This window comes from Ruminococcus sp. 1001136sp1, assembly GCF_039841815.1.
Taxonomy (GTDB): domain Bacteria; phylum Bacillota; class Clostridia; order Lachnospirales; family Lachnospiraceae; genus Blautia_A; species Blautia_A faecis.
In genome coordinates this window covers 48,644-69,714 of the sequence record NZ_JBDPGY010000008.1, presented here as the reverse complement: position 1 = coordinate 69,714, position 21,071 = coordinate 48,644, and the positions used below count along the sequence as shown (strand labels likewise).

Sequence of the window (21,071 nt, the reverse complement as noted above, 5' to 3'; positions counted from 1 at the left end):
ATAAGTCCCCAACGCAGTACATTTTACAGACTGCGTAGGGGACTGTTTTTTTACTTATTGCCTGTTATTGATTTTTTTGTTGAAGTACAGAAAGAAAATTACATTAAGCAAAATGCCTACCAGTGTGGAGGCAGGTGCTGCCAGACCGATTTTTGTCAGGCTGGCAGCAGGCTGAATGCTCATATAATATGACATTGGAAGACGCACCAGAAGTGTCTGGAACAATCCCTGAAACATAACCCATAAGGTCTGGTTATTTCCGTTAAAATAACCAACCATACTAAACATAATTGCTGTTAAAATTGTTTCAGGCGCGAAGCCCTTCAGATACTCAAAGCCTTTCTGGATAACTGCGGCATCAGTTGAGAACAGGCTGGCAAGTACATCACCCTTCAATAGAATCAGAACAAAAACCAGACATCCGAATAGCAGTCCGACTCCGATTCCGGTGAACATGGACTGCTTTGCACGCTTCGGCTTTCCCGCTCCTACATTCTGGGAAACGAAGGATGCCATGGACTGCATCAGTGCGCTTGGAATCAGCATGGCAAAGTTTACAATTTTGCAGGCAACCCCATATCCGGAGGAGGCTTCCAGCCCTAATCTGTTTACAAATGCACAAAGTGCCAGGAAGGACATCTGGGTAAGAAATTCCTGGAGAGCCAGAGGCAGTCCGATTCCCAGAAAACGTTTACATTGGGAATTAAAACGGAAGTCGGATTTTTGGATGGAAAAGGGCAGCTTCTTTTTCAGCAGGATGACGATCGCACATACTACACTGACCGCCTGTGCGAAAACGGTTGCGAGAGCTGCGCCGGCGGCATCCAGATGAAGCCCTGCAACCAGAAATAAATCTCCGAAAATATTTACAATACAGGCTACCAGAACGAATAAAAGCGGCGATTTACTGTCACCAAGCCCGCGGAAAATAGCAGAAAGCAGGTTATAGGCAACAATGAAGAAAATACCGCTTCCACAGATTCTTACATAGCTTGTGGTAAGTGAAACAGCCTCCTCAGGAGCCTGCATAAGCACGGAAATAGGGTGGGCGAAAGCAATCATTACAATAAAAAGTATGGCAGAAATGACAGCAAAAACAACTGCAGCACCGCCAATAACAGAGCCAATCCGTTCCGGCTTTTTTTCGCCAAGATAGCGGGCTATGAGGACTGTGATTCCCATAGCAAACTGTGTTACCACAAAAGTCACAAGGTTCAATACCTGACTGCCGGTAGAAACAGCAGACAGCCCGGATGTAGAGCCGAAGCGTCCAACTACCAGAAGGTCTACTGCACCATATGCTGCCTGCAGTATAAGGGCACCAAGAATCGGCAGCATAAAAAGGGCAAGCTTTTTCAGAATGCTTCCCTGTGTAAAATCATTTTTTTCATTTGTCAAGGTCAATTCTCCTTTCACACATAATCTTATAAAATTTCTCCATGGTCCGGATGGTACATAGAATGTCCTCCTCTGGAATACTGTCTACATAACCGGATAGAATAGTAAAGTACTGTTTGTTGTACTTCTCTGAAAGGGCTTTTCCGGCTTCTGTAACAGTCAGATAGGTAATCCGGCCGTCCTCTGCAGATGCAAGCTTTTTCACATAGCCTTTGGCTTCCATGTCCTTCACTGTACGGGTTACACCGGGACGTGGGAGGGAAAGAGCGTCACTTACATCGGATATCTTCACTCGAATACCCTGTTTTTCCAGTTTTTCAATGATATCCAGATATTGAATAAAAGAAGATGCAACTCCATCTGGCAGAGGCGGCAGCATATCTCGGATTCGCTTGCCCTGATAACAGGCATCCATCATACGTTTGATAAGTTCAATGTCCATAGTTATTTCTCCTTACAAAAAAATAATTACCACTGTTAATTAACAACGGTAATTATAATAAGAGCGAAAACTTTTGTCAAGAAAAATGTGTAATTACATATTTTGCATTGATTTTTTAGGTTACTGTTTATTGGTAACATTCTGCGAGGTGTTTTTTGTAAGCAAAGCTCACAGAAAAAACGAGAACCTCGGCGCGAAATCATGCGAATGCATGATTTCTGTGCATCCCGAAGCGTGTTGCTGGTCACAGAGTGAACAGTAGCTTTTTTAGTGTCAAACTGACTGGATAAATTCCTTCACATAAAAAAGTGCAGCCCCGATCGCAGGTGTATACTGCCCATGTGTGCCCACGAGAATCTGTTCTTCTTTCAGCTCAAATGGAGTCATGGAATTGATCTGCCGCAGCAGATAATCCGTGTCATCTTCCGTAAAATAAGGTGCCAGATATCCACTGATAATGATGGGTGCATCAATAACCAGATTCAGGTTTTTCATTGCAAAAGCCAGATGTTTCAGATAATCCTCCCAGATTTGTATAAGCTGGGGGGATTTTTTTTCTCTTAAAAGAGGAAAAAATTCCTTTATAGTCATGCCGCTGGCCTGTTCCAAGGAGTTGGCAGAGCAATAGGTTTCCAGACAGCCCCGGTTTCCGCAGTAGCAAAGCGGTCCGTCAGGGTTGACGCATATATGCTCGATTGTTCCGCTGTGCATAGAACATCCCTGGTGAATCTGGTGATTGGTGATAATGGCACCGCCAAGATTTCGATTCAATAAAAAAACAACAGCACTGTCAAGCTCCGGATGATTCCATAATTCCAGAAAAGCAGCTGATTTGGAGTCATGCTCCAGATGGCAGGGATAGGGCAGATGCCTGGAAAAATCCTTCAGACGCATACCGGTGTTGTTCATAATGTTTCCGTAAATAACAGTGGTATTGTCCGGGGAGGTGATTCCCTGGGTAGCAATGGAAACACCAAGAATTTTGTCTTCCGGATACTGGTTTTTTTCAATAAAGTCCTTGACTTTGTCAGTGATCTGCTGGTAATACGCAGCTGTGTTTGAGTAGGTAAGCGGAATTGTATCCGTATAGACCGTGTTTCCGTACAGATCAATGGCGGTGATATGAAACATATTTTTTAATATTCCAACACCAATGGAAATTCTGAAATCCGAAACAATCTGAATGGCATTGGCCTTTCGTCCTCCGGTGGAATCAAAGTAACCATTTTTCTCGATCAGCCCTTCATTTTCCAGAAGATTTAAATTCTGGCTGACAGTAGACAGACCCATCTGCAGATCCTGGACAATCTGTAGCTTGGAGGTCAGTTTGTTCCGGTAAATGTATTGGTAAATTTTGGAACGGTTTATCTTTTTTAAAGCAATGGTAGTTAATCCTTTTTCACTCATGATAGTCTCCTGGTTATGTTATTTCATCTTTAATGTACCAGATAATATTAAGATTTAACTGTATTCTAGTATAGAGCTTGGGAAAAAGCAACAGTAACAGAGCAACCAGTAATCCGTTATTAATAAATTGGTAGAATCATACAAAATCAGAATTTAAAAATTATACTTTCTGCCAATAGATTTTTTAACAGGAAAGATATATACTGAACTTACAGTTAAGACATACACATAAGTCAAAACAAGAAGGAATGATAAAGAGATAACAGATTTTGAGTGGAAATCAGATCTGTATAAGACGAAAAATCAGGGAGGAACAGAACATGAAATTAACATTAAACGGAATCAAAGAGCATGAAGCATGGGAAAATGCAGGAATTCAGCTTCCAGGTTATGATGTGGAGAAAATATCTGCCAAAGCGAAAGAAGCTCCAGTATGGGTACATTTTGGAATCGGCAATATTTTCCGTGTATTTATCGGTGGTATTGCAGACGGACTTCTGGAAGACGAAATTCTGGACAGAGGAATTACCTGTGTGGAGACCTTTGACTATGATGTAGTGGATAAGATTTATGAACCATATGACAATCTTGGATTAAATGTAATCCTTCATGGAGACGGAACCCGTGAATATAAGGTTTTGGGCGCTCTGGCAGAAGCTGTAAAGGCTCAGTCTTCAGAACTGGCTCAGTGGAACCGTCTGAAAGAAATTTTTACCAGTAAATCCCTTCAGATGGTATCCTTTACCATCACGGAAAAAGGATATGCATTACATAAAGCTGACGGAACCTGGTTCCCATTTGTACAGGCTGATATCCAGAATGGTCCGGATAAGGCCACAGGTGCCATGGCAGTTCTGGTGGCAATGCTCTACGAGAGATATAAAGCAGGCGAATATCCGATCGCTCTTGTATCCATGGACAATTGCTCCCAGAATGGTGCGAAGCTTCGTGAGTCTGTGCTGACTATGACAGAAGAATGGAAGAAAGCCGGATTTGTAGATGATGGATTTATAAGCTATGTAAGTGATGAGAAAGTGGTTGCTTTCCCATGGACCATGATCGATAAGATCACACCTCGTCCCAGTGAGCAGATTGCAGCTGACCTTGAGAAGCTTGGCGTAGAAAGCATGCAGCCTGTTATCACAAGCAAGAAAACATATATTGCACCATTTGTAAATGCTGAGAAACCACAGTATCTTGTAATCGAGGACAGCTTCCCCAATGGACGTCCTGCTCTGGAAAAAGGCTTCGGCGTATACATGGCAGACAGAAATACAGTAAATCTTTCTGAGAGAATGAAAGTAACGGTATGTCTGAATCCGGTTCATTCTGCAACTGGTCCTCTTGGCGTGGTTCTTGGATATGACCTTTTTGCCCATATGCTGAATACAAATGAAGACATGATGAAAATGGCACGTATGGTAGCCTATGGTGAGGGTCTTCCGGTAGTTGCTGATCCTGGAATCCTTTCCCCACAGGCATTTGTGGATGAGCTTTTTAACGATCGTTTCCCAAATGAATACCTTGGCGATACCAACCTTCGTCTTGCTGTGGATGTATCCCAGATGGTTGGAATCCGTTTTGGAGAGACTGTAAAGGCATATGTGAAGAGATTCGGGAATGCATCTAAGCTCACAGCAATTCCTCTTGGAATCGCTGGCTGGTTAAGATATATGCTGGCAGTGGATGATGCAGGGAATAAATATGAACTGGCACCAGATCCGATGAATGAGGAACTTCAGGAACAGTTAAAGGATATTGTTATTGGAAAGCCTGAGACTTTTAAGAATCAGCTGAAACCGATCCTTTCTAACGAGCGCCTGTTTTTCACAGATCTTTACAAAGCTGGTGTGGGAGAGAAGATTGAGAACATGTTCAGGGAAATGATCGCAGGGCCGGGAGCTGTGAGAGCTACAATTCATAAATATGTTACAGCGTAACAAATTTATCTGGGATGCACTATGCTGATAAGTCCCGAATATAGGATAGCAAAAATGCGGGTGTTGTTATCTGTTTAATTGTAGACTATTGAATGAGAAATTTGGGGAGGAAATACAAAATGACAGAACCGGTATTTGTGGCAGAGTCAGCCAGACTGCTGATCGCGGCAGGGACAGGAATTATATTGCTTCTGCTTCTTATCATTAAATTTAAGATTCATCCGATTTTATCACTGCTGATTTCAGCATTGGTTATTGGGCTTGGAGCCGGAATGCCGGTTCCAACCCTGGTAAGTACAGTGGAAAAAGGTGCGGGTGATACCTTGCAGGGAATTGTCCTGCTAATTGGACTTGGCTCTTTGTTTGGAGGAATTCTGGAAGTATCAGGAGGTGCACAATGTGTTGCCCAGACTTTGATCAATAAATTCGGTGAGAAAAAATCTGGAATTGCATTGGGAATCACAGGGCTGGTAGTTGGTACAACCGTATTCTTTGAGGCTGGCGTGGTGATTCTCATTCCACTGGCATTCGGACTTGCAAAAAAGACAAAGAAATCTACTTTATATTATGTGATCCCTCTTCTGGCTGGACTTGCCACAGGCTTTGCATTTATTCCGCCATCAGCAGGCTCTGTCCTGGTGGCAAATATGCTGAACGTGGATCTTGGCATTATGATCGCAGTAGGTGTGCCTGTTGGAATTTTGTCACTGATTTTTGCCGGTATTTTATGGTCAAAATTTATCGGAAGTAAAATTGATGCAGGACTTCCTTCAAATATTCAGGAAGTTCGGGAAGCCGAAGAAGGAAATCTTCCGAAGTTTTCTACAGTGTTATGTATTATCCTTGTACCATTGGTACTAATTTTGTGTAACACACTTTCAACTTATATTCCCGGTATTGCTCCGGCGAGACCAGTGCTGGAATTTCTGGGAACTCCATTTGTAGCGCTGATCATTGCTGTGTTGTGTGCCATGTACTTCCTTGGAAAAAAACAGGGATATGATGGAGAGCAGTTAAAGAAAATTCTGGATCGTTCCCTGCGCCCTACAGGACAAATCCTACTGGTAATTACTGGCGGCGGAATTGTCCGCTGGGTGCTTCAGGACTGCGGAATGGGAAATATTATTGGACCAGCCCTTGAAAAAAGCGGACTTCCGTTAGTATTGATTGCTTTTCTCATTGCAGCACTGATCCGCTCGTCTGTTGGAGCTGCTGTGGTAGCCATGACAATGGCAGCTGGAATCATGGCCGCTATGCCTGGAGTAGCAGGACTGTCACCACTTTATCTGGCTGCCATGGTCTGTGCCATCAACGGAGGAGCAACTGCTTTCAGTCATGTAAATGATTCAGGCTTCTGGCTGGTCAGTTCCCTTCTTGAGATTGATGAGAAAACGACTTTGAAATCCTGGACCATGATGGAAACCATTATTGGAATTACAGGTCTGGTCTGTGCTATTGTGATTAGTCTGTTTGCGTAGGAGCGTGAAAGCGATGAAAATAAAAGTAACATTGGGAACTATGCAGAATGCAAGTAAATTGGTCAGTATTGCAGAATCAATTTCCTGCGATGTGGATCTTTGTTATGGACGCTATATTGTGGACGCGAAATCCATGCTTGGAGTCTTAAGCCTGCCGGATTTTGCATATGGAGAATTGCAGATTCCAGTTGAGACGGAAGAGGAAAAGAGGCGGATTTTAGAAAAACTGGCTGAAGCCGGGCTGTTATATGAGAAAAAAAGAAGGAGAAATAATGTTAAGGAAGCAGTTAAATGGAATTCAGCATGTGGGAATTCCTACAAATGATATAGAAACAACCGTTGAATTTTATAGAAGGCTTGGATTTGAGGTCGCTTTGCAAACTGTCAACGAGGAAGCAAATGAGAAAGTTGCATTCCTCAAGCTGAATAATCTGGTAATTGAGACATATGAGAATAAAGCTGCTAAAATGGAATCAGGCGCTATAGATCACGTTGCAATTGATGTAAAAGACATCGAAAAAGTATATGAACTGATCAACCATGCTGGTTTAAATATCACCAGGGATACGATCCATTTTTTACCATTCTGGGAAAACGGAGTCAGATTTTTCACAATTAAGGGACCGAATAAGGAAAAGATAGAGTTTAGCCAGTATCTGTGATACCCCGGCGGGAACATTCAATTACCCATCCGTAAATCAAGTAGGAAAATACAGAAAGAAGGCATATGCCATCACACTTGGAGTAGTCGGTGTGATGGCATTTTGATTTACGAGGGAGTCTTATATTCAAATTGTCCAAATGAGTACAACATAATTTTCCCTGTCGATTACGCCTACGCTAGAGCCTGTTTGAAAAATAAAAGTTGCACAAAACATATATTCTAATACCCATTTTCATGTTAGAATAAAGAAAAAGGGGTGTTAATTATGTTGAGACGATACGAATTAACTGATGAAGAATGGAACTGTATAGCTCCATTACTGCCGCCTGAAAATTCCGGAAAACAGGGACGCCCCCAAAAGTGCAGCCGGACAATTCTGAATGGAATTGTTTGGATTGCTCGTAGCGGAGCTCCATGGCGAGACCTTCCAGAACGTTATGGTTCCTGGCAAACTGTTTATTCCCATTTCCGTAAATGGATTGAAGACGGCACCCTTGATAATATTTTTCGTGTTTTGAGCTTAGAAGCCGAATTAACAGAACTGTCAATTGACGCTTCTATTGTCAAAGCTCATCAGCATAGTGCTGGAGCAAAAAAAGGGGGCCACCAAACGAAATACTACATGGCAAAATAGAAGTGAATAAAAGTAGGTGACAAAAGTTATGATTGATGATCCCTTTTCAGATTTACTGAAAACAAACAAGCGCAAAGAAAATATCTCCAAATTAAACGATGATCTTGCCTATGAGATTCTTTCCGTGGTGGAGGAAATTCCGGCGGGGAGAGTGGCAACCTATGGACAGATCGCGAAGCTGATCGGGCGGGAGAAGAATTCCAGATTGGTGGCGGGAGTGTTGTCACATGCAGAGAACTATGGGAAGTTTCCCTGCCATCGGGTGGTGAACCATATGGGGAGGCTGGCACCGGGGTGGACAGAGCAGGAGTGGCTGCTGAAAGAGGAAGGAGTTACTCTGAAAGAAAATGGTTGTGTAGATTTAAAAAAATATTTGTGGGAATGTTGATTTTAGAAAGGGTGTATAACGATAAAGAAAAATCTAAAACGAATACGGAATATATTTTTATGGTTTTTACTTATTGTAGTACTGGTAAATGTTTTTGCACCGCTGTATTGCAGGAAGCCAGATGAAAAATTTACGGAAACGCTGAAACAGACAGAATTTACTTCCGATACGTCAGGGGGCGAACGGATCCGCTGTATTGATGATAATGAAGAGGCACTTTTGTGGCGTCTGCGGATGATTGGAGCGGCGAAGAAGAGTATTGTATTGGCAACCTTTGATCTGCGGGCAGATGAAAGCGGAACAGATCTTCTTGCAGCATTGGATCAAGCTGCCAAAAGAGGTGTGGAAATCAAACTGTTGATCGATGGTATTTACCAGCAGCTTTTCTTGAATGGAAGTAAAGACTTTCAGGCGTTGGCAGCGAGGGAGAATGTAGTTATTGGTGTTTACAATCCGGTGACTCCAGCAGGCTTATTTAAGCTGAATTACCGTATGCACGATAAATATGTGATCGTGGATGACAAAATGTATCTACTGGGTGGACGCAACAGCAATGATATTTTCCTTGGAGATTATACTACGGATATCAATGTGGACAGGGATATTCTGGTGTGGGATATCACAAAGGGCGAGGGAGAATCTCTGCAGGAACTGGAAACGTATTTCCGGCAGATATGGAATGAGGACTGCGTGCAAATAAAGGGTGGAAGAAAAAAGAATAGTTCAGATATTTCTGTGTCAGAAGAAGCATCGGATGACAGTGAGGGTGCAGAAAGCAATTCAAAAAACTCAAATATTGTGAATGGAATACCGAATGTTGAAAATGAAATTACAGACGAGACACAGGAAAAACTTTCAAAGTACGAAAAACAGTACCAGTCTTTAGAAATGCGTTACGCTTCCCTGAAAGAAAAATACACCGATATTGAAGATTACAGCTCCTGGCAGGAGGATACCATTCCGGCGAATAAAATTACGCTTGTCAACAACGGAACCCATGCAGGTCCAAAAACGCCTCTGGTACTTCAGACAATCTGCTATCTGGCGCAGAATGCAGACAATGTAACGATCCAGACCCCATATGTAATTTGCAACGGATACATGTACGACACTTTAAATGAAATCGCGTCCCATGCCCAGTTAAAGATCATTCTTAACGCAGTAGAGAAAGGCTCCAATCCCTGGGGCTGCACCGACTACCTGAATCAGAAAAAGAAAATTCTGAATATCGGTGCCGATGTATATGAGCTGATGAACGAGGTTCCAGTTCACACAAAAGCTGTTCTGCTTGATGACCGACTTTCTGTCGTCGGATCCTATAACCTGGACATGAGAAGTACTTATCTGGATACGGAATTAATGCTTGTTATCGACAGCAAAGAACTGAATCAGCAGATTCAGTTCACGGAAGGTACTTACATAGAAAAAAGTAAAGAAGTTCTGTCAAACGGACAGGAGACCGAAGGAGCACAGTACGAAACGAAAGTGCTGAACTGGCAGAAAAAGCTGTTCTATGGAGTATTAAGAATTATAATAAGACCATTGCGCCAGTTACTGTAATTTATAGCGTGTTGATTCTTTTGAGACGGCTTTTGCCGTCTCTCTTTTTCTATTTGCCCACAGAAAAATGACAGCTATATAAAGAAATAGAAAGAAACTTGAAAAATCAGGTGAAAAATCAGGTAAATAGCAAAATAGGAATTGATTTTTTGTATAAAAGCAGTTAGAATGACCTGTGGGAATAAAATATATTCCCACAAAATCTAAGAACAAAGGCAGGTGAACAGAATGGATAGTTGCGATTCTCATGGGCGAAGTAGTTGCATAGGATGGAAAAACGAAATGACAGATGAGCATCGCGCACATTCTGTTCTTCTTTTCATGTAAAAGGCGCATTGCGCTTAAGAACACTGTTTCATTTCTTTTTTCTATCCTATGAGTTCTTCAGAAGAATCCAATATTCCCTAGAACCTGTTTGAAAAAGCATTTCCGCAATCTGCGCTCCATTTTGCAGTATATTTTACCCGAATTCGGTTGCCGTAGCCCACTATGGTGCCCTCATTCTGGTAAAATCTCCCACAAATTGTGACGTACATCTTGCAGAAAACCTTTTTCAAACACGCTCAAAGAACAGAAAAGCTATACGCTTATATTCTGTTTAAATACGGATTTTACTGTCCGTAAAAATGGACTTTGTATAAGTCCGTCAAAAATACATAAGATAAACACCTAGAAATGGTGAACTGTCTTATTGTCAGATTGGAGAAAGTAGGATGGAGAAAAGAGTGCAGGACTACACCCAGGATATTCTGGCTGTAGTAAGAAGTAATACCTCTCCGGCAGCTATGAGCGATAAGCTGGGAGATTTTCATGCCAATGACATTGCAGATGCAATGCCGAGGCTGACTGTTCAGGAACGCTGCAAACTGTACCGTATTCTGGAACTGGATATGCTGTCCGATATTTTTGAGTATACGGACTCAGATAATGCAGCAGAATATGTGAAAGAAATGGATGTAAAAAAAGGTGCAGCCATTCTTTCACGCATGGAGACTGATGCCCTTGTAGAGGTTCTTCATAAGATTGATAAAGCCAAAAAGAAATTGCTGTTCGAATTAATGGATGATGATGTCCGCCACGATATTGAGATGATCGCTTCCTTTGATGAGGATGAAATCGGTAGCCGTATGACGACTAACTGCATTATCATTCGTGAGAACCTGACTGTGAAGCAGGCTATGAACAGCCTTGTAGAGCAGGCTGCTAAGAACGATAATATTTCCACAATCTTTGTGGTAACCGAGTCACAGAAATTTTACGGAGCCATTGATCTGAAAGACCTGATCATTGCAAGACAGGATAAATCCCTGGAAGATCTGGTGGCAACCTCTTACCCATATGTATATGCCGAAGAGGATATTGACGACTGTATCGAAGAACTGAAAGCGTATTCCGAGGATTCCATCCCCGTGCTGGATAATGACAACCGCCTTTTAGGTGTTATCACATCTTCCAATATCATCGACCTGGTTGATGATGAAATGGGAGAGGATTACGCCATGCTGGCAGGTCTTACCGCAGAGGAAGATCTGAAGGAACCGCTGAAAGAGAGTATGAAGAAACGTATGCCATGGCTGATCGTTCTTCTTGGTCTTGGAATGGTTGTATCCTCTGTAGTTGGTGTCTTTGAGAACGTAGTTACCCAGCTTCCCATCATCATGGCCTTCCAGTCCCTTATATTGGATATGGCCGGAAACGTCGGTACGCAGTCCCTGGCTGTTACCATCCGTGTCCTGATGGATGAGTCCCTCACCGGCAAGCAGAAGCTGGAACTTGTATTTAAAGAAATGCGGATTGGTCTTTGCAATGGTGCGTTGCTTGGTATATTGTCCTTTGTACTCATTGGACTTTACATTTACTTATTTAAAGGAAAGACTTTGGTATTTGCATACGCCGTATCCGGCTGCATCGGAGTTGCCCTGCTCCTTGCAATGCTGATCTCCAGTGCCGTAGGTACCTGTATCCCACTGTTTTTCAAAAAAGCAGGTGTAGACCCCGCCGTAGCCTCTGGCCCATTGATCACCACCGTCAACGACCTTGTTGCTGTTGTGACATATTATGGACTTGGCTGGGTATTCCTCATTGGAATCCTTCACCTGGCAGGTTAATAAGATTGTATATTGAAAGCTCTTTAGGAAGTCAATAAAAATTCCTAAAGGGCTTTTTTATGGTTAAAAAGTTCTTCGGGAGGGACGCATTTGGACAATGTGTATTACTCACTCGCCGGCGCAACGCTCCAGCAAACTAAGCGCTAACTGCGACTAATGCGTTCGGGAGAGCCCTCACGCATAAGTCTACGTAAGCGCTGGATTTCGCTTACGCTAAGAACGCGCCTGAAATGGCTCGCTGGAGTAATACACATTGCCCAAATGCTGTGTACTGGCTGGGACTTGCTGGTTGAAAAGAACTTTTAACGAAGGGGGAGTGATTGGTTTCCCGATACTTTCCTGACAGCGATAGATTAAAAAAACAATAAAGTTGCGGGATACCAACTACGTCACCCCACCCCCGTTGTTGTCGTTATAGTTTCTTTCTTCCCTTTCCAGCAGCCAGCGATTTTGCAATGTATATTCGCAAGCCGCGCATTTCAGGAGCGGTTTTAGTGGAGGAGAGATCCATGACTTACGGAGACTTAGGCGCGAAGGCTCTCCTGAGCGTCTTAGTCGTAGTTAGTCATTAGCTTGCCGGAACGTTGCGACGCGCGGCGGTGAATATACATTGTGAAATCGCGTCCGGAATAACGACCAATCCACAAAATAGCAATATAACCGCAGAAAGAAGTACCGCAACACCCCACAACGAAATTTGACAAACTCCAAGGAAAAAAGTAAAATACTAATAACTATGCAGAAACATGCATACTACAGATTTTTTCAAAAAGAAATTATAATAAAAATACGAAGAAGCGAGGATGGACCGAAATGAATACATGGGAAGCAAACATTCGTAAAGTAGTACCTTATACACCCGGCGAGCAGCCCAATCAGCCGGACATGATCAAGCTGAACACAAACGAGAACCCATATCCCCCTGCACCAGGCGTGGAGAAAGCATTACACGAGATTCAGCCAGATACCCTCCGCCTTTATCCGGACCCTACAGCTGGCGACCTGGTACATGCAATTGCCCGGAGCTATGGAATGAAAGACGAGCAGGTTTTTGTAGGTGTTGGCTCAGATGATGTACTTGCCATGAGCTTCCTCACCTTCTTTAACTCAGATAAACCGATCCTTTTTCCAGATATCACCTATTCTTTCTATGACGTATGGGCGGATCTTTTCAGAATCCCATATGAATGTAAAGCTCTCGATGAGAACTTCTGTATCCGCAAAGAAGATTACTTCGGAGAAAACGGTGGAATTATTTTTCCGAACCCCAATGCACCTACAGGAGTGGAGCTGCCCCTCGGTGACATCGAGGAGATTCTCTTACACAACCGGGACGTCATTGTGATCGTAGATGAAGCATATGTAGATTTCGGAGCGAAATCAGCACTGGAGCTTATAGAGAAATATGACAATCTTCTGGTAGTCCAGACCTTCTCCAAATCCCGTTCCATGGCTGGAATGCGTATCGGCTTTGCATGCGGCAATCCACAGCTGATCAGATTTCTGAACGATGTAAAATATTCCTTCAATTCCTACACTATGGATCGTACCACTCTTGCAACCGGTGTGGCAGCTATCCAGGATAAAGCATATTTTACAGAAACCTGTGAGAAGATTATTGCTACCAGAGAATGGGCGAAGAAAGAACTGGCTGCCCTTGGTTTCACATTCCCGGATTCTAAGACCAACTTTATCTTTGCTTCTCACAAAAGCTGTCCGGCCAAAGAAATTTTTGAGGCCCTTCGTCAGGAGCATATTTATGTAAGATACTTCCCGAAGCCGAGGATTGACAATCATTTGCGGATCACGGTAGGGACTCAGGAAGAAATGGAGAAATTAATACATTTTCTGGAAAAATATCTAAAAAATCATAAATAAGTGAAAAATATCTGTTTGAACGAAAATTCTGTTCTGGTGATTTTTTAATACGCTCTGGAGCCTGTGTGAAAAATACTCCGGAACAGGAAGCTCAGAACGACAGGAGTAAATATGAAATATAAGAAATTATTGAAAAAAGCAGCTGTAAGTCTGTTACTTGCCCAGTCCCTGATTTTTACAGGCTTGCCTATTCAGGCAGCAGATATTGCCGGGCAGAGTATGGTCTGGACGGAAAGTGTGGAAATGGAAAGCGCAGGAGACGCTGCATCAGCTGTGCCGTCGGATGCGATGACTGCGGAAGAGTTTTATGTGCAGGATGATTTTTCAGCAGGTGATGATCAGTCAGGGAGCGGAAGCACTTTAGCTGATGACAGCCAGGCTAGCAATGGAAGTGTAGAAGACGGTGACAGTCAGGCTGGCAATGGAAGTGCAGAAGGCGATGACAGCCAGGCTGGCAATGGAAGTACGGAAGACGATGCCGGTCAGTCAGGCAATGCCAGCTTCACAGGCATGACAGATGGAAATCCCTCCCAATCGGAAGACCTGTCAGACGGTTTCTCAGATGGTGGTACTGATGAACTTCAGGAACAAGATTTTGGCTTTGGCAGCATGGATCCGGATTCTGCCGAAGAAGAGAAAAATGAAGACGATCTGACCGATGCGGAGATTGAGGCTCAGCTGGAGCCGATCCGTGAGCTGCAGCCCTTAAGCTATGTAGACCCGCCAGCTGGCAATGGAAACGGTGATACAGGAAGCGTAGGTGCTGCCAGAGCTGCGTCTTATCCTGCGAAATACGATCCCCGAAGCAGTCTTTCCATCCCGGTGAGAAATCAAAAGCCTTCCAATATGTGCTGGGCATACACATTGGCTGCCAACCTGGAAATCTCATTTTTTCAGGCGGGAGCTGGGCTGTTTGATCTGTCAGAAGAACATCTGGCATATTTCTTTGCCAATCGAAGGAACGATCCTCTTGGAAATACAGCCAACGACAAAAACAATATCCTCCATTCCTACAGAGATGGAGGAAATCAGACTCTGGCTGCCATTTTCTTGAGTACGTGGAGCGGTATGGCTTTGGAATCCCAGGTTCCTTATGAGACAAATGCAGATCATACCCTAGACTCTGACAAGGTGCCGTCTTCCCAAATGGCATACCAGACCACAGCCTATCTGGAAAATGCGGCGTTTACTTCTTATTCTGTAAATAATATTAAAAGCTTGATATCAGAATATGGCTCTGTCTCCATGTCCTTTGGAATGTATGATACCTATTATAATCCGTATACGTATGCATACAGCTACCCGGGAAGTGCAGGCGTGAACCATGCAATAACTCTGATTGGCTGGGATGACAATTATTCCAGGGAAAATTTCAATTCTGCCAGCAATGTTACTTCAAATGGGGCATGGATCGCCAGAAACAGCTGGGGAGATGACTGGGGAGAAGCCGGTTATTTTTATATTTCCTATGAGAATAAATGCAATTATAATATTGTAGCAGCAGAAGCCACCACCAGTCCGAAGTACCGGAACAACTATTTCTATGACGGTTCCAGTGCACTGAGCAAGCTGAAGCTGTATCCTTCCGGCAGCAGTGGGATTTCCTCCATTGCCAATGTTTTTCAGGCAAAAGCCGGAAATGGGAATGGAGAAGCCCTTGGAGAAGTGGTTCTGGCTACTTACACTGACGGAGGAAGCTACAGCATTCAGATTTATACAAATCTGAAGGATAAGAGCAATCCGGTAAGCGGAACTCCGGCATTTGCCAATCCGGTTACTTTTTATCAGGAACATGCCGGTATTTCCACAGTGGAAGTGCCAGAGGTAAATCTGATGAATGGAACTCTTTATTCGGTAGTGATCACCAATATCGGTTCCGACACAGTGGAATACTTGTGCGAGACCAACAGTGCCTATGACTGGGTAGAATTTCAGGCAGGTCTGGAGGAGAATCAGAGCTTCTGTTACCATGAAAAAAATGGCTGGAGTGATTTTTTCAAAACCAGTCCAAGTGCCTGTGTAAGAATAAAAGCTCACACAAGAACATTGAGCAACGCAGTGAATGTAACCAGACCCGCTTCGTTCCAGGCAGCAGCCAGAGCCTATAACCAGATCAGTCTGACCTGGAGTAAAGCAGCTGGAGTTTCCGGATATCAGATATATAGAAGAACCTCCGGCGGAGAGTATCAGAAGGTGGAGACAGCCTCCTGGTCGGATACTTCCTGGACAGATACGAAGGTTCAGCCGGGAATTACGTATACATACAAGATCCGTGCGTACAGTATGGTGAACGGTACTGCAAAATATTCCGATTATACCGCGGAAGCTGCGGCTAAGACAATGCTTGCCACTCCGTCTGTGTCGGTGAAGGTTTCTTCCGGACTTTACAATACAGTAAACTGGAATAAGATTTCCGGTGCAGCAGGCTATGTGGTTTACAGGAAAACATCCTCTGGAAAATGGACGAAGCTTGCAAACATAAAGAAAGCAGCTACTACATCCTACAAAGATAAAAAGATAAAATCAACTACCGTTTATGAGTATACAGTAAGAGCTTATTGTACTGTGGATAAGAAAACAGTGGCAAGCAGTTACAAGTCCAGTGGAAAGTATAAATCAGCACCCTCCAGGCAGACGGTCTCATCGGTTTCCAATACGAAGAAAGGTCTGAAATTAAAGTGGAAGGCACAGAAGAAGTGTGATGGCTATTACATTTACAAGAAGACTGGAAGCGGAAAATATAAGCTGGCCGCTACTATTAAGAAGGGGAAAACTTCCACCTGGACAGACAAGAAGGTGAAAAAAGGAAAGAAGTACCGTTATTATGTGCGTGCTTATGTAAAAGAACCAAATGGTGTTGTAAAGGGAAAGTATAAAGTATCGGCGACAGTTACAAGAAAGTAGGAAATCAATTACAGAAAAGAAATAGAATTTACAGTAAAGCATTGTGGAATAGAAGATAGTCTGCACATAGTAAAAACTATAAAGTTTTTTGCAGCAGGACAACCTTCGGATATTAAAAAAACGGAAGCCCATTACATGAGCTTCCGTTTTAACATTTCCGGATTAGATGAATATTTAAGTGCAGTTTCTTTTGTGATCTGGCGGTTTCGATAAAGCTCCAGCAGGCTGTTATCCATGGATTTCATGTCTGCCTGGGAGGAAGAGGCGATCACACCGTCAATCTGATAAATCTTGTTGTCGCGGATCATATTTCGGATGGCAGGGGTAAGCCTCATAATCTCAAAAACCGGAATATTGTGTCCATTCACATCCGGCACCAGCTGTTGGGAAATGACCGTCTGCAGAACCATGGAAAGCTGAATGGCAATCTGATGCTGCTGGCTGGGCTCGAAAACATCCATAATACGGCTGATGGTATTGGCAGCTCCGGTAGTATGAAGGCTGGAAAGAATCAGATGTCCGGTTTCAGCAGCAGTCATGGCAGTCTGGATAGTCTCGTGGTCACGCATTTCTCCAAGAAGGATCACATCCGGACTCTGACGCAGGGTGGCACGCAGGGAAACCAGATAATTGGCAGTATCCGTACAGATCTCGCGCTGGCTGACAATGCATTTGTCATGTCTGTGAAGGTATTCCAAAGGGTCTTCCAACGTGATGATATGGCCTTCACGGCTGTGATTGATCTTGTCGATGATACAAGCCATGGTGGTGGATTTTCCGCTTCCGGCGGGACCTGTGATCAGAACCATTCCCTTGGTAAGGTCAGCTGCTTCCATAACAGCTGGAGGAATGTGCAGATCCTGCGGATCAGGCAGATTAAATGCAATAATACGGATGACAGCGGCAAGAGAACCACGCTGCCGGTATGTATTTACACGAAATCTTGAGAGACCAGGGATAGCCATGGAAAAGTCATCGTCACCGGTTTCCAGCATAGGTTCTATATTCCGGTCGTGAGCAAGCTTGTAAATGATCCGGATAAATTCATCTGTCTCCGGAGGCATGAGCCGTTCTTCAAAACCATCCAGTGTACAGAGCTTTCCGTCAATTTTTACAGAAAGGGGACGACCGGCAATAATAAATATATCAGAGGCTTTTTTCTGAGTGGCAAGCTCCAGAAAAGCCTTTACTTTTTCTTCCATAAAATTATTCTCCTTTGTAGACAGACTGGCTGTTGTCCGGATTCCAGTCTGCAGTTACAACCGTATTCCAGGAGAGGATTCCGGCGATATTGCTGCTGGTCATGTCCAATCCTGCATTAATGGTATCAGAGGCAGCGGTATCAGAGGCAACGGTATCAGAAGCAGCGGTATCAGAGGCAACGGTATCAGAAGCAGCGGTATCAGAGGCTGTGGAATCAGCTGTACGGTCAGTCCAGAATACAGAAACTTTTACAGCCAGACTCTGGGTGTCGGAAAATGTTTTCACATATTCAGCAGTATGTTCCTCTGAATCCCATTCTACATTCTCCTGTGAGTTCAGATAATCGGAGACGAGCTGGTAATATGCAGTCTCTGTTTTTGCCTGCGTCTGAAATCCCTCCAATGTCTGAACCAGCTCTGAGTAAAAATCAGCTGCCTCACTGCAGGCATTATAATAGGCTGAGGTCTGCTCCAGAGAAAGGCTGCTGGTGCGCAGATCCTGCCTGGAAGTACCATAGCCAAGCAAGGACAGGATCACCAGCATAAGAACTCCGAAGATTAGAAAAAGGGAAGGAATTCCAGTTGCAGAAAAAAGATGATTCTTTTCTTTCATGAATCTGCTACCTCCTTTGTGGAAAAAACTGGAAAGCGAATTGTCTGTGTATAAAGGCTGGTTTCCTCATTTGCATTCTGGAGTTTTTCGAAAGTAATGTGAACTTCTTTGACCTTGTCAGAAGCAGAGCAGACGAGCCTCATTTTATAAAATGCACTTTCTTCGGAAGCATTCTGCCAGTGCTTGTCAAAATAATAGCAAATACTGTCCTGATCTGCAACTCCATCTGGCATCAGTGCCAGAAAATTTTGAACAGTGCCGTCAGTTCCTTCCAGAATTTCACCGGCGCTGGTGATAAGTTCCTGGATATGAGAGTCCTCCCGGGCATGTACCCTTGTCATGTAGGAAGCCGCAAACAGTCTTACGCAGACACCGCAGGTCAGCCCAAGAAAAAGAAGGACAAATATCATTTCCATAAGAAAAAGCCCGGATTTGGAATGGGTAGTGATTTTTTTCATAAAAACTTCCTTTCAGCACATCATTCAGAAGTGACCTGCCCCAAATTCAGGAGCCTGCGAATCAGGCAGGAACCCCTGGATGAAGCAGAAAACTGGAACAATGTCCATCTGTGTCCGTTAATGTGATTCTGTAAAAAGTGTTTTCTAAAGCGTCAATCTGGAAATCCTGAAGCTGTGCAAGGTTGGTCCCCATAGAAAGATCGGCCTGGGAATCCGATGCTGTAAAAAGCTCTTTTAAATGACTGCCATCAAAATAAATGTAAGTGCAGTAATCTTTCCCCTCAATAGCTTCCTGAAAGCAAAGAACCTGTGTTCCCTGAAGCTCTGTAAGGGAGGTCATTCCGGGAATATCGTGCTGACGAAACTTGGTAGTGATGTAAGAGGCTGCCGTATAAAGATTGTTATTAGTGTCCAGGCTTTTTACAGAGGCCTGATAGTTCCCGGCACCAAAAAGCATCAGAAATAGAAGAAACAGCACATACATTGCAAAAAGCAGCAGGGCTGCCAGTGAATCAATGCTGTGGTTCTTCCGGGTAAATCTGGAATTCATCTGGCACCTCCTTTTCTGGCATTTACCGGAAGTACGCTGATCGATGGCAGAAGATTGGATCCGTTTGGAACATATTCTACCACAAATTTCTCAGAATCATAGGTAATATGGTAATCTGAAAGCAATTCATCCAGGCTCTGAGGGTATTGGCCTGTGAGGGCGTAGGTGCGGATGGCACCTCCTTCAAGTGCCTGCGTTAAAGTAACCTGTTCTTTTTCCAGGGAATCAGTCTGTGTACGTGCAATTCCAAGATAGAAGATCAGGCAGAGGACTGCAGCGAACAGGATTGGAACAATAAAGCGGAAAATCCGCCTGACACGAATGAGTCTGGTTTCAAATATATCCATTTTCACTCTCCCTTACAGTTGTTATGCGATCATTTCAGATAACAGTCCCAGCAGCGGCATCATAACAGAAAGAAGGACCAGTCCTACCAAAATTGAAAGGACGATCACAATAGTAGGCTCCAAAATTGACACAATGTGGGAAACAGAGTCTGTGGATTTTTCTTCATACTGCTCAGCCAGTTTTTCCATTACTTCGTCAGATGCACCAGCCTGAAAACCAAGGGAGATCAGACGAAGCTCCATAGCCTTAAAAAGTCCGGATTCCGTGATGGCTTCTGTAAATCCATATCCTTCCGCGAGCTGCTTCTGAATGGAAGCAAGCTTTTCCCTGATCTCAGTCTGGGTAACCACAGCCACTGCCAGCTCCACACAAAGCTCAGGGGAAAGTCCGCTTCGGATTCCCAGGGAAATACATTGGCAAAGACGACTGTAATCCAAATTTACCGGAATTTCCTTCATGCCGGGAAAACGGCAGACGATTTTGCGGATCAGTTCCTGCCCCTTTGGGTGAAGAACCAGGAAAAGGATAAAGCCGATCATCGCGGCCAGAAGAACAAGGAAGGCAGTAGAATAGCGGCTAAGTGTTTCGCCGATTCCAAGAAGGGCACCGGAGATCCCGCTCATTTCCAGTCCAAGCTGGCGGAAAACCTGGCGGAAAACCGGGAGAACCTTTACAAGAAGAATTACAATAACCGCAGTCATCATGCCCAGCATAACAAGGGGATAGGCGACTGCACTCTGAATCTGGTCTGTGATCTGAATCTCCTTCGCATAGAAAGCAGACAGACCCTTCATAACCTCATCCAGACAGCCTGTCTCTTCGCCGGTGCGTACATAAGCAGCAGCAGAAGCAGGAAAAGCACCGGATTGCTCCATGGCGTGCGCCAGGGAGCCGGATTCCTCCATGTCTTTATAAAGAAAGGTCAAAATTTCTTTGCCCCGTTCTGTCTGGCTGTCGTCATTTAAGATGGCAAGTCCCTCAATGGCGGACATTCCGGAACGTAATATGATGGAAAACTGTTCACAGAATTGGAACAGCTCCCGATTGTTTAATTTGGTAATCATATAAAGTCCTCTCTGAAAAAACATCAGGCAGATCC

At 43.8% G+C, this 21,071-nt stretch carries 20 protein-coding genes; 11 read left to right on the top strand and 9 right to left on the bottom strand.

Annotated elements, in window-relative coordinates; all coding sequences use genetic code 11:
- Nucleotides 1–54 precede the first annotated feature (54 nt).
- The 3 genes from ABHC48_RS08660 to ABHC48_RS08650 form a co-directional block, all read right to left on the bottom strand.
- Nucleotides 55–1,398 carry an MATE family efflux transporter gene (locus tag ABHC48_RS08660; protein WP_195699539.1) on the bottom strand — a complete coding sequence of 448 codons (1,344 nt, stop codon included), beginning with the start codon at nt 1,396–1,398 and terminating at the stop codon, nt 55–57.
- The gene (locus ABHC48_RS08655) at nt 1,388–1,840 is read right to left on the bottom strand and encodes a MarR family transcriptional regulator (protein ID WP_173773987.1); all 453 of its coding nucleotides are present in this window, start codon (nt 1,838–1,840) and stop codon (nt 1,388–1,390) included. The genes ABHC48_RS08660 and ABHC48_RS08655 overlap by 11 nt, the downstream gene beginning before the upstream one ends.
- Before the next feature lie 273 nt (nt 1,841–2,113).
- Complete coding sequence (locus tag ABHC48_RS08650) at nt 2,114–3,247, bottom strand: ROK family transcriptional regulator (RefSeq protein WP_195699538.1); 1,134 nt, start codon at nt 3,245–3,247, stop codon at nt 2,114–2,116.
- 320 nt (nt 3,248–3,567) lie between these two features.
- On the opposite strand from ABHC48_RS08650, the gene ABHC48_RS08645 reads away from it, so the two are divergent.
- The 11 genes from ABHC48_RS08645 (at nt 3,568) to ABHC48_RS08595 (ending at nt 16,801) form a co-directional block, all read left to right on the top strand.
- Entirely contained in the window at nt 3,568–5,187 is a 1,620-nt protein-coding gene (locus tag ABHC48_RS08645; protein ID WP_195699537.1) for a mannitol dehydrogenase family protein, read from the top strand.
- Between the two features lie 119 nt (nt 5,188–5,306).
- On the top strand, nt 5,307–6,665 hold the full coding sequence (locus ABHC48_RS08640; RefSeq protein WP_173773984.1) for a gluconate:H+ symporter: 1,359 nt from the start codon (nt 5,307–5,309) through the stop codon (nt 6,663–6,665).
- Between the two features lie 13 nt (nt 6,666–6,678).
- A complete protein-coding gene (locus tag ABHC48_RS08635) occupies nt 6,679–6,990 on the top strand; it encodes an HPr family phosphocarrier protein (RefSeq protein ID WP_173716517.1) in 312 nt (103 codons plus the stop codon).
- Nucleotides 6,938–7,327, top strand: a complete 390-nt coding sequence (locus tag ABHC48_RS08630) for a VOC family protein (protein WP_272067049.1) — start codon at nt 6,938–6,940, stop codon at nt 7,325–7,327. The genes ABHC48_RS08635 and ABHC48_RS08630 overlap by 53 nt, the downstream gene beginning before the upstream one ends.
- A gap of 267 nt (nt 7,328–7,594) precedes the next feature.
- Nucleotides 7,595–7,963, top strand: a complete 369-nt coding sequence (locus tag ABHC48_RS08625; protein WP_243284510.1) for an IS5 family transposase — start codon at nt 7,595–7,597, stop codon at nt 7,961–7,963.
- Nucleotides 7,964–8,045: 82 nt separating this feature from the next.
- On the top strand, nt 8,046–8,351 hold the full coding sequence (locus tag ABHC48_RS08620) for an MGMT family protein (RefSeq protein WP_195477860.1): 306 nt from the start codon (nt 8,046–8,048) through the stop codon (nt 8,349–8,351).
- Between the two features lie 219 nt (nt 8,352–8,570).
- Nucleotides 8,571–9,911 carry a phospholipase D family protein gene (locus tag ABHC48_RS08615; RefSeq protein WP_243284509.1) on the top strand — a complete coding sequence of 447 codons (1,341 nt, stop codon included), beginning with the start codon at nt 8,571–8,573 and terminating at the stop codon, nt 9,909–9,911.
- Between the two features lie 425 nt (nt 9,912–10,336).
- On the top strand, nt 10,337–10,513 hold the full coding sequence (locus tag ABHC48_RS08610) for a DUF6783 domain-containing protein (RefSeq protein WP_334285795.1): 177 nt from the start codon (nt 10,337–10,339) through the stop codon (nt 10,511–10,513).
- A 111-nt stretch (nt 10,514–10,624) separates the two neighbouring features.
- A complete protein-coding gene (mgtE, locus tag ABHC48_RS08605; RefSeq protein ID WP_195699536.1) occupies nt 10,625–12,019 on the top strand; it encodes a magnesium transporter in 1,395 nt (464 codons plus the stop codon).
- A gap of 813 nt (nt 12,020–12,832) precedes the next feature.
- On the top strand, nt 12,833–13,897 hold the full coding sequence (hisC, locus tag ABHC48_RS08600) for a histidinol-phosphate transaminase (protein ID WP_195699535.1): 1,065 nt from the start codon (nt 12,833–12,835) through the stop codon (nt 13,895–13,897).
- Between the two features lie 111 nt (nt 13,898–14,008).
- Nucleotides 14,009–16,801, top strand: coding sequence for a C1 family peptidase (locus tag ABHC48_RS08595; protein ID WP_195699534.1), 2,793 nt, complete (start codon nt 14,009–14,011; stop codon nt 16,799–16,801).
- Between the two features lie 131 nt (nt 16,802–16,932).
- On the opposite strand, the gene ABHC48_RS08590 is transcribed toward ABHC48_RS08595, so the two are convergent.
- From ABHC48_RS08590 to ABHC48_RS08565, 6 genes are all read right to left on the bottom strand, one after another.
- Nucleotides 16,933–18,003, bottom strand: a complete 1,071-nt coding sequence (locus ABHC48_RS08590) for a PilT/PilU family type 4a pilus ATPase (protein ID WP_173717895.1) — start codon at nt 18,001–18,003, stop codon at nt 16,933–16,935.
- 4 nt (nt 18,004–18,007) lie between these two features.
- Nucleotides 18,008–18,616: a hypothetical protein gene (locus ABHC48_RS08585; protein ID WP_195699533.1), complete on the bottom strand. Its 609-nt coding sequence runs from the start codon at nt 18,614–18,616 to the stop codon at nt 18,008–18,010.
- Nucleotides 18,613–19,074: a hypothetical protein gene (locus ABHC48_RS08580; protein ID WP_195699532.1), complete on the bottom strand. Its 462-nt coding sequence runs from the start codon at nt 19,072–19,074 to the stop codon at nt 18,613–18,615. Before ABHC48_RS08580 ends, ABHC48_RS08585 begins: the two co-directional genes overlap by 4 nt.
- A gap of 61 nt (nt 19,075–19,135) precedes the next feature.
- Nucleotides 19,136–19,624: a DUF4860 domain-containing protein gene (locus ABHC48_RS08575; RefSeq protein WP_173716506.1), complete on the bottom strand. Its 489-nt coding sequence runs from the start codon at nt 19,622–19,624 to the stop codon at nt 19,136–19,138.
- Nucleotides 19,621–19,971, bottom strand: coding sequence for a hypothetical protein (locus ABHC48_RS08570; RefSeq protein WP_118584198.1), 351 nt, complete (start codon nt 19,969–19,971; stop codon nt 19,621–19,623). The genes ABHC48_RS08575 and ABHC48_RS08570 overlap by 4 nt, the downstream gene beginning before the upstream one ends.
- A gap of 21 nt (nt 19,972–19,992) precedes the next feature.
- Nucleotides 19,993–21,036 carry a type II secretion system F family protein gene (locus ABHC48_RS08565; RefSeq protein ID WP_195699531.1) on the bottom strand — a complete coding sequence of 348 codons (1,044 nt, stop codon included), beginning with the start codon at nt 21,034–21,036 and terminating at the stop codon, nt 19,993–19,995.
- Nucleotides 21,037–21,071: the final 35 nt, after the last annotated feature.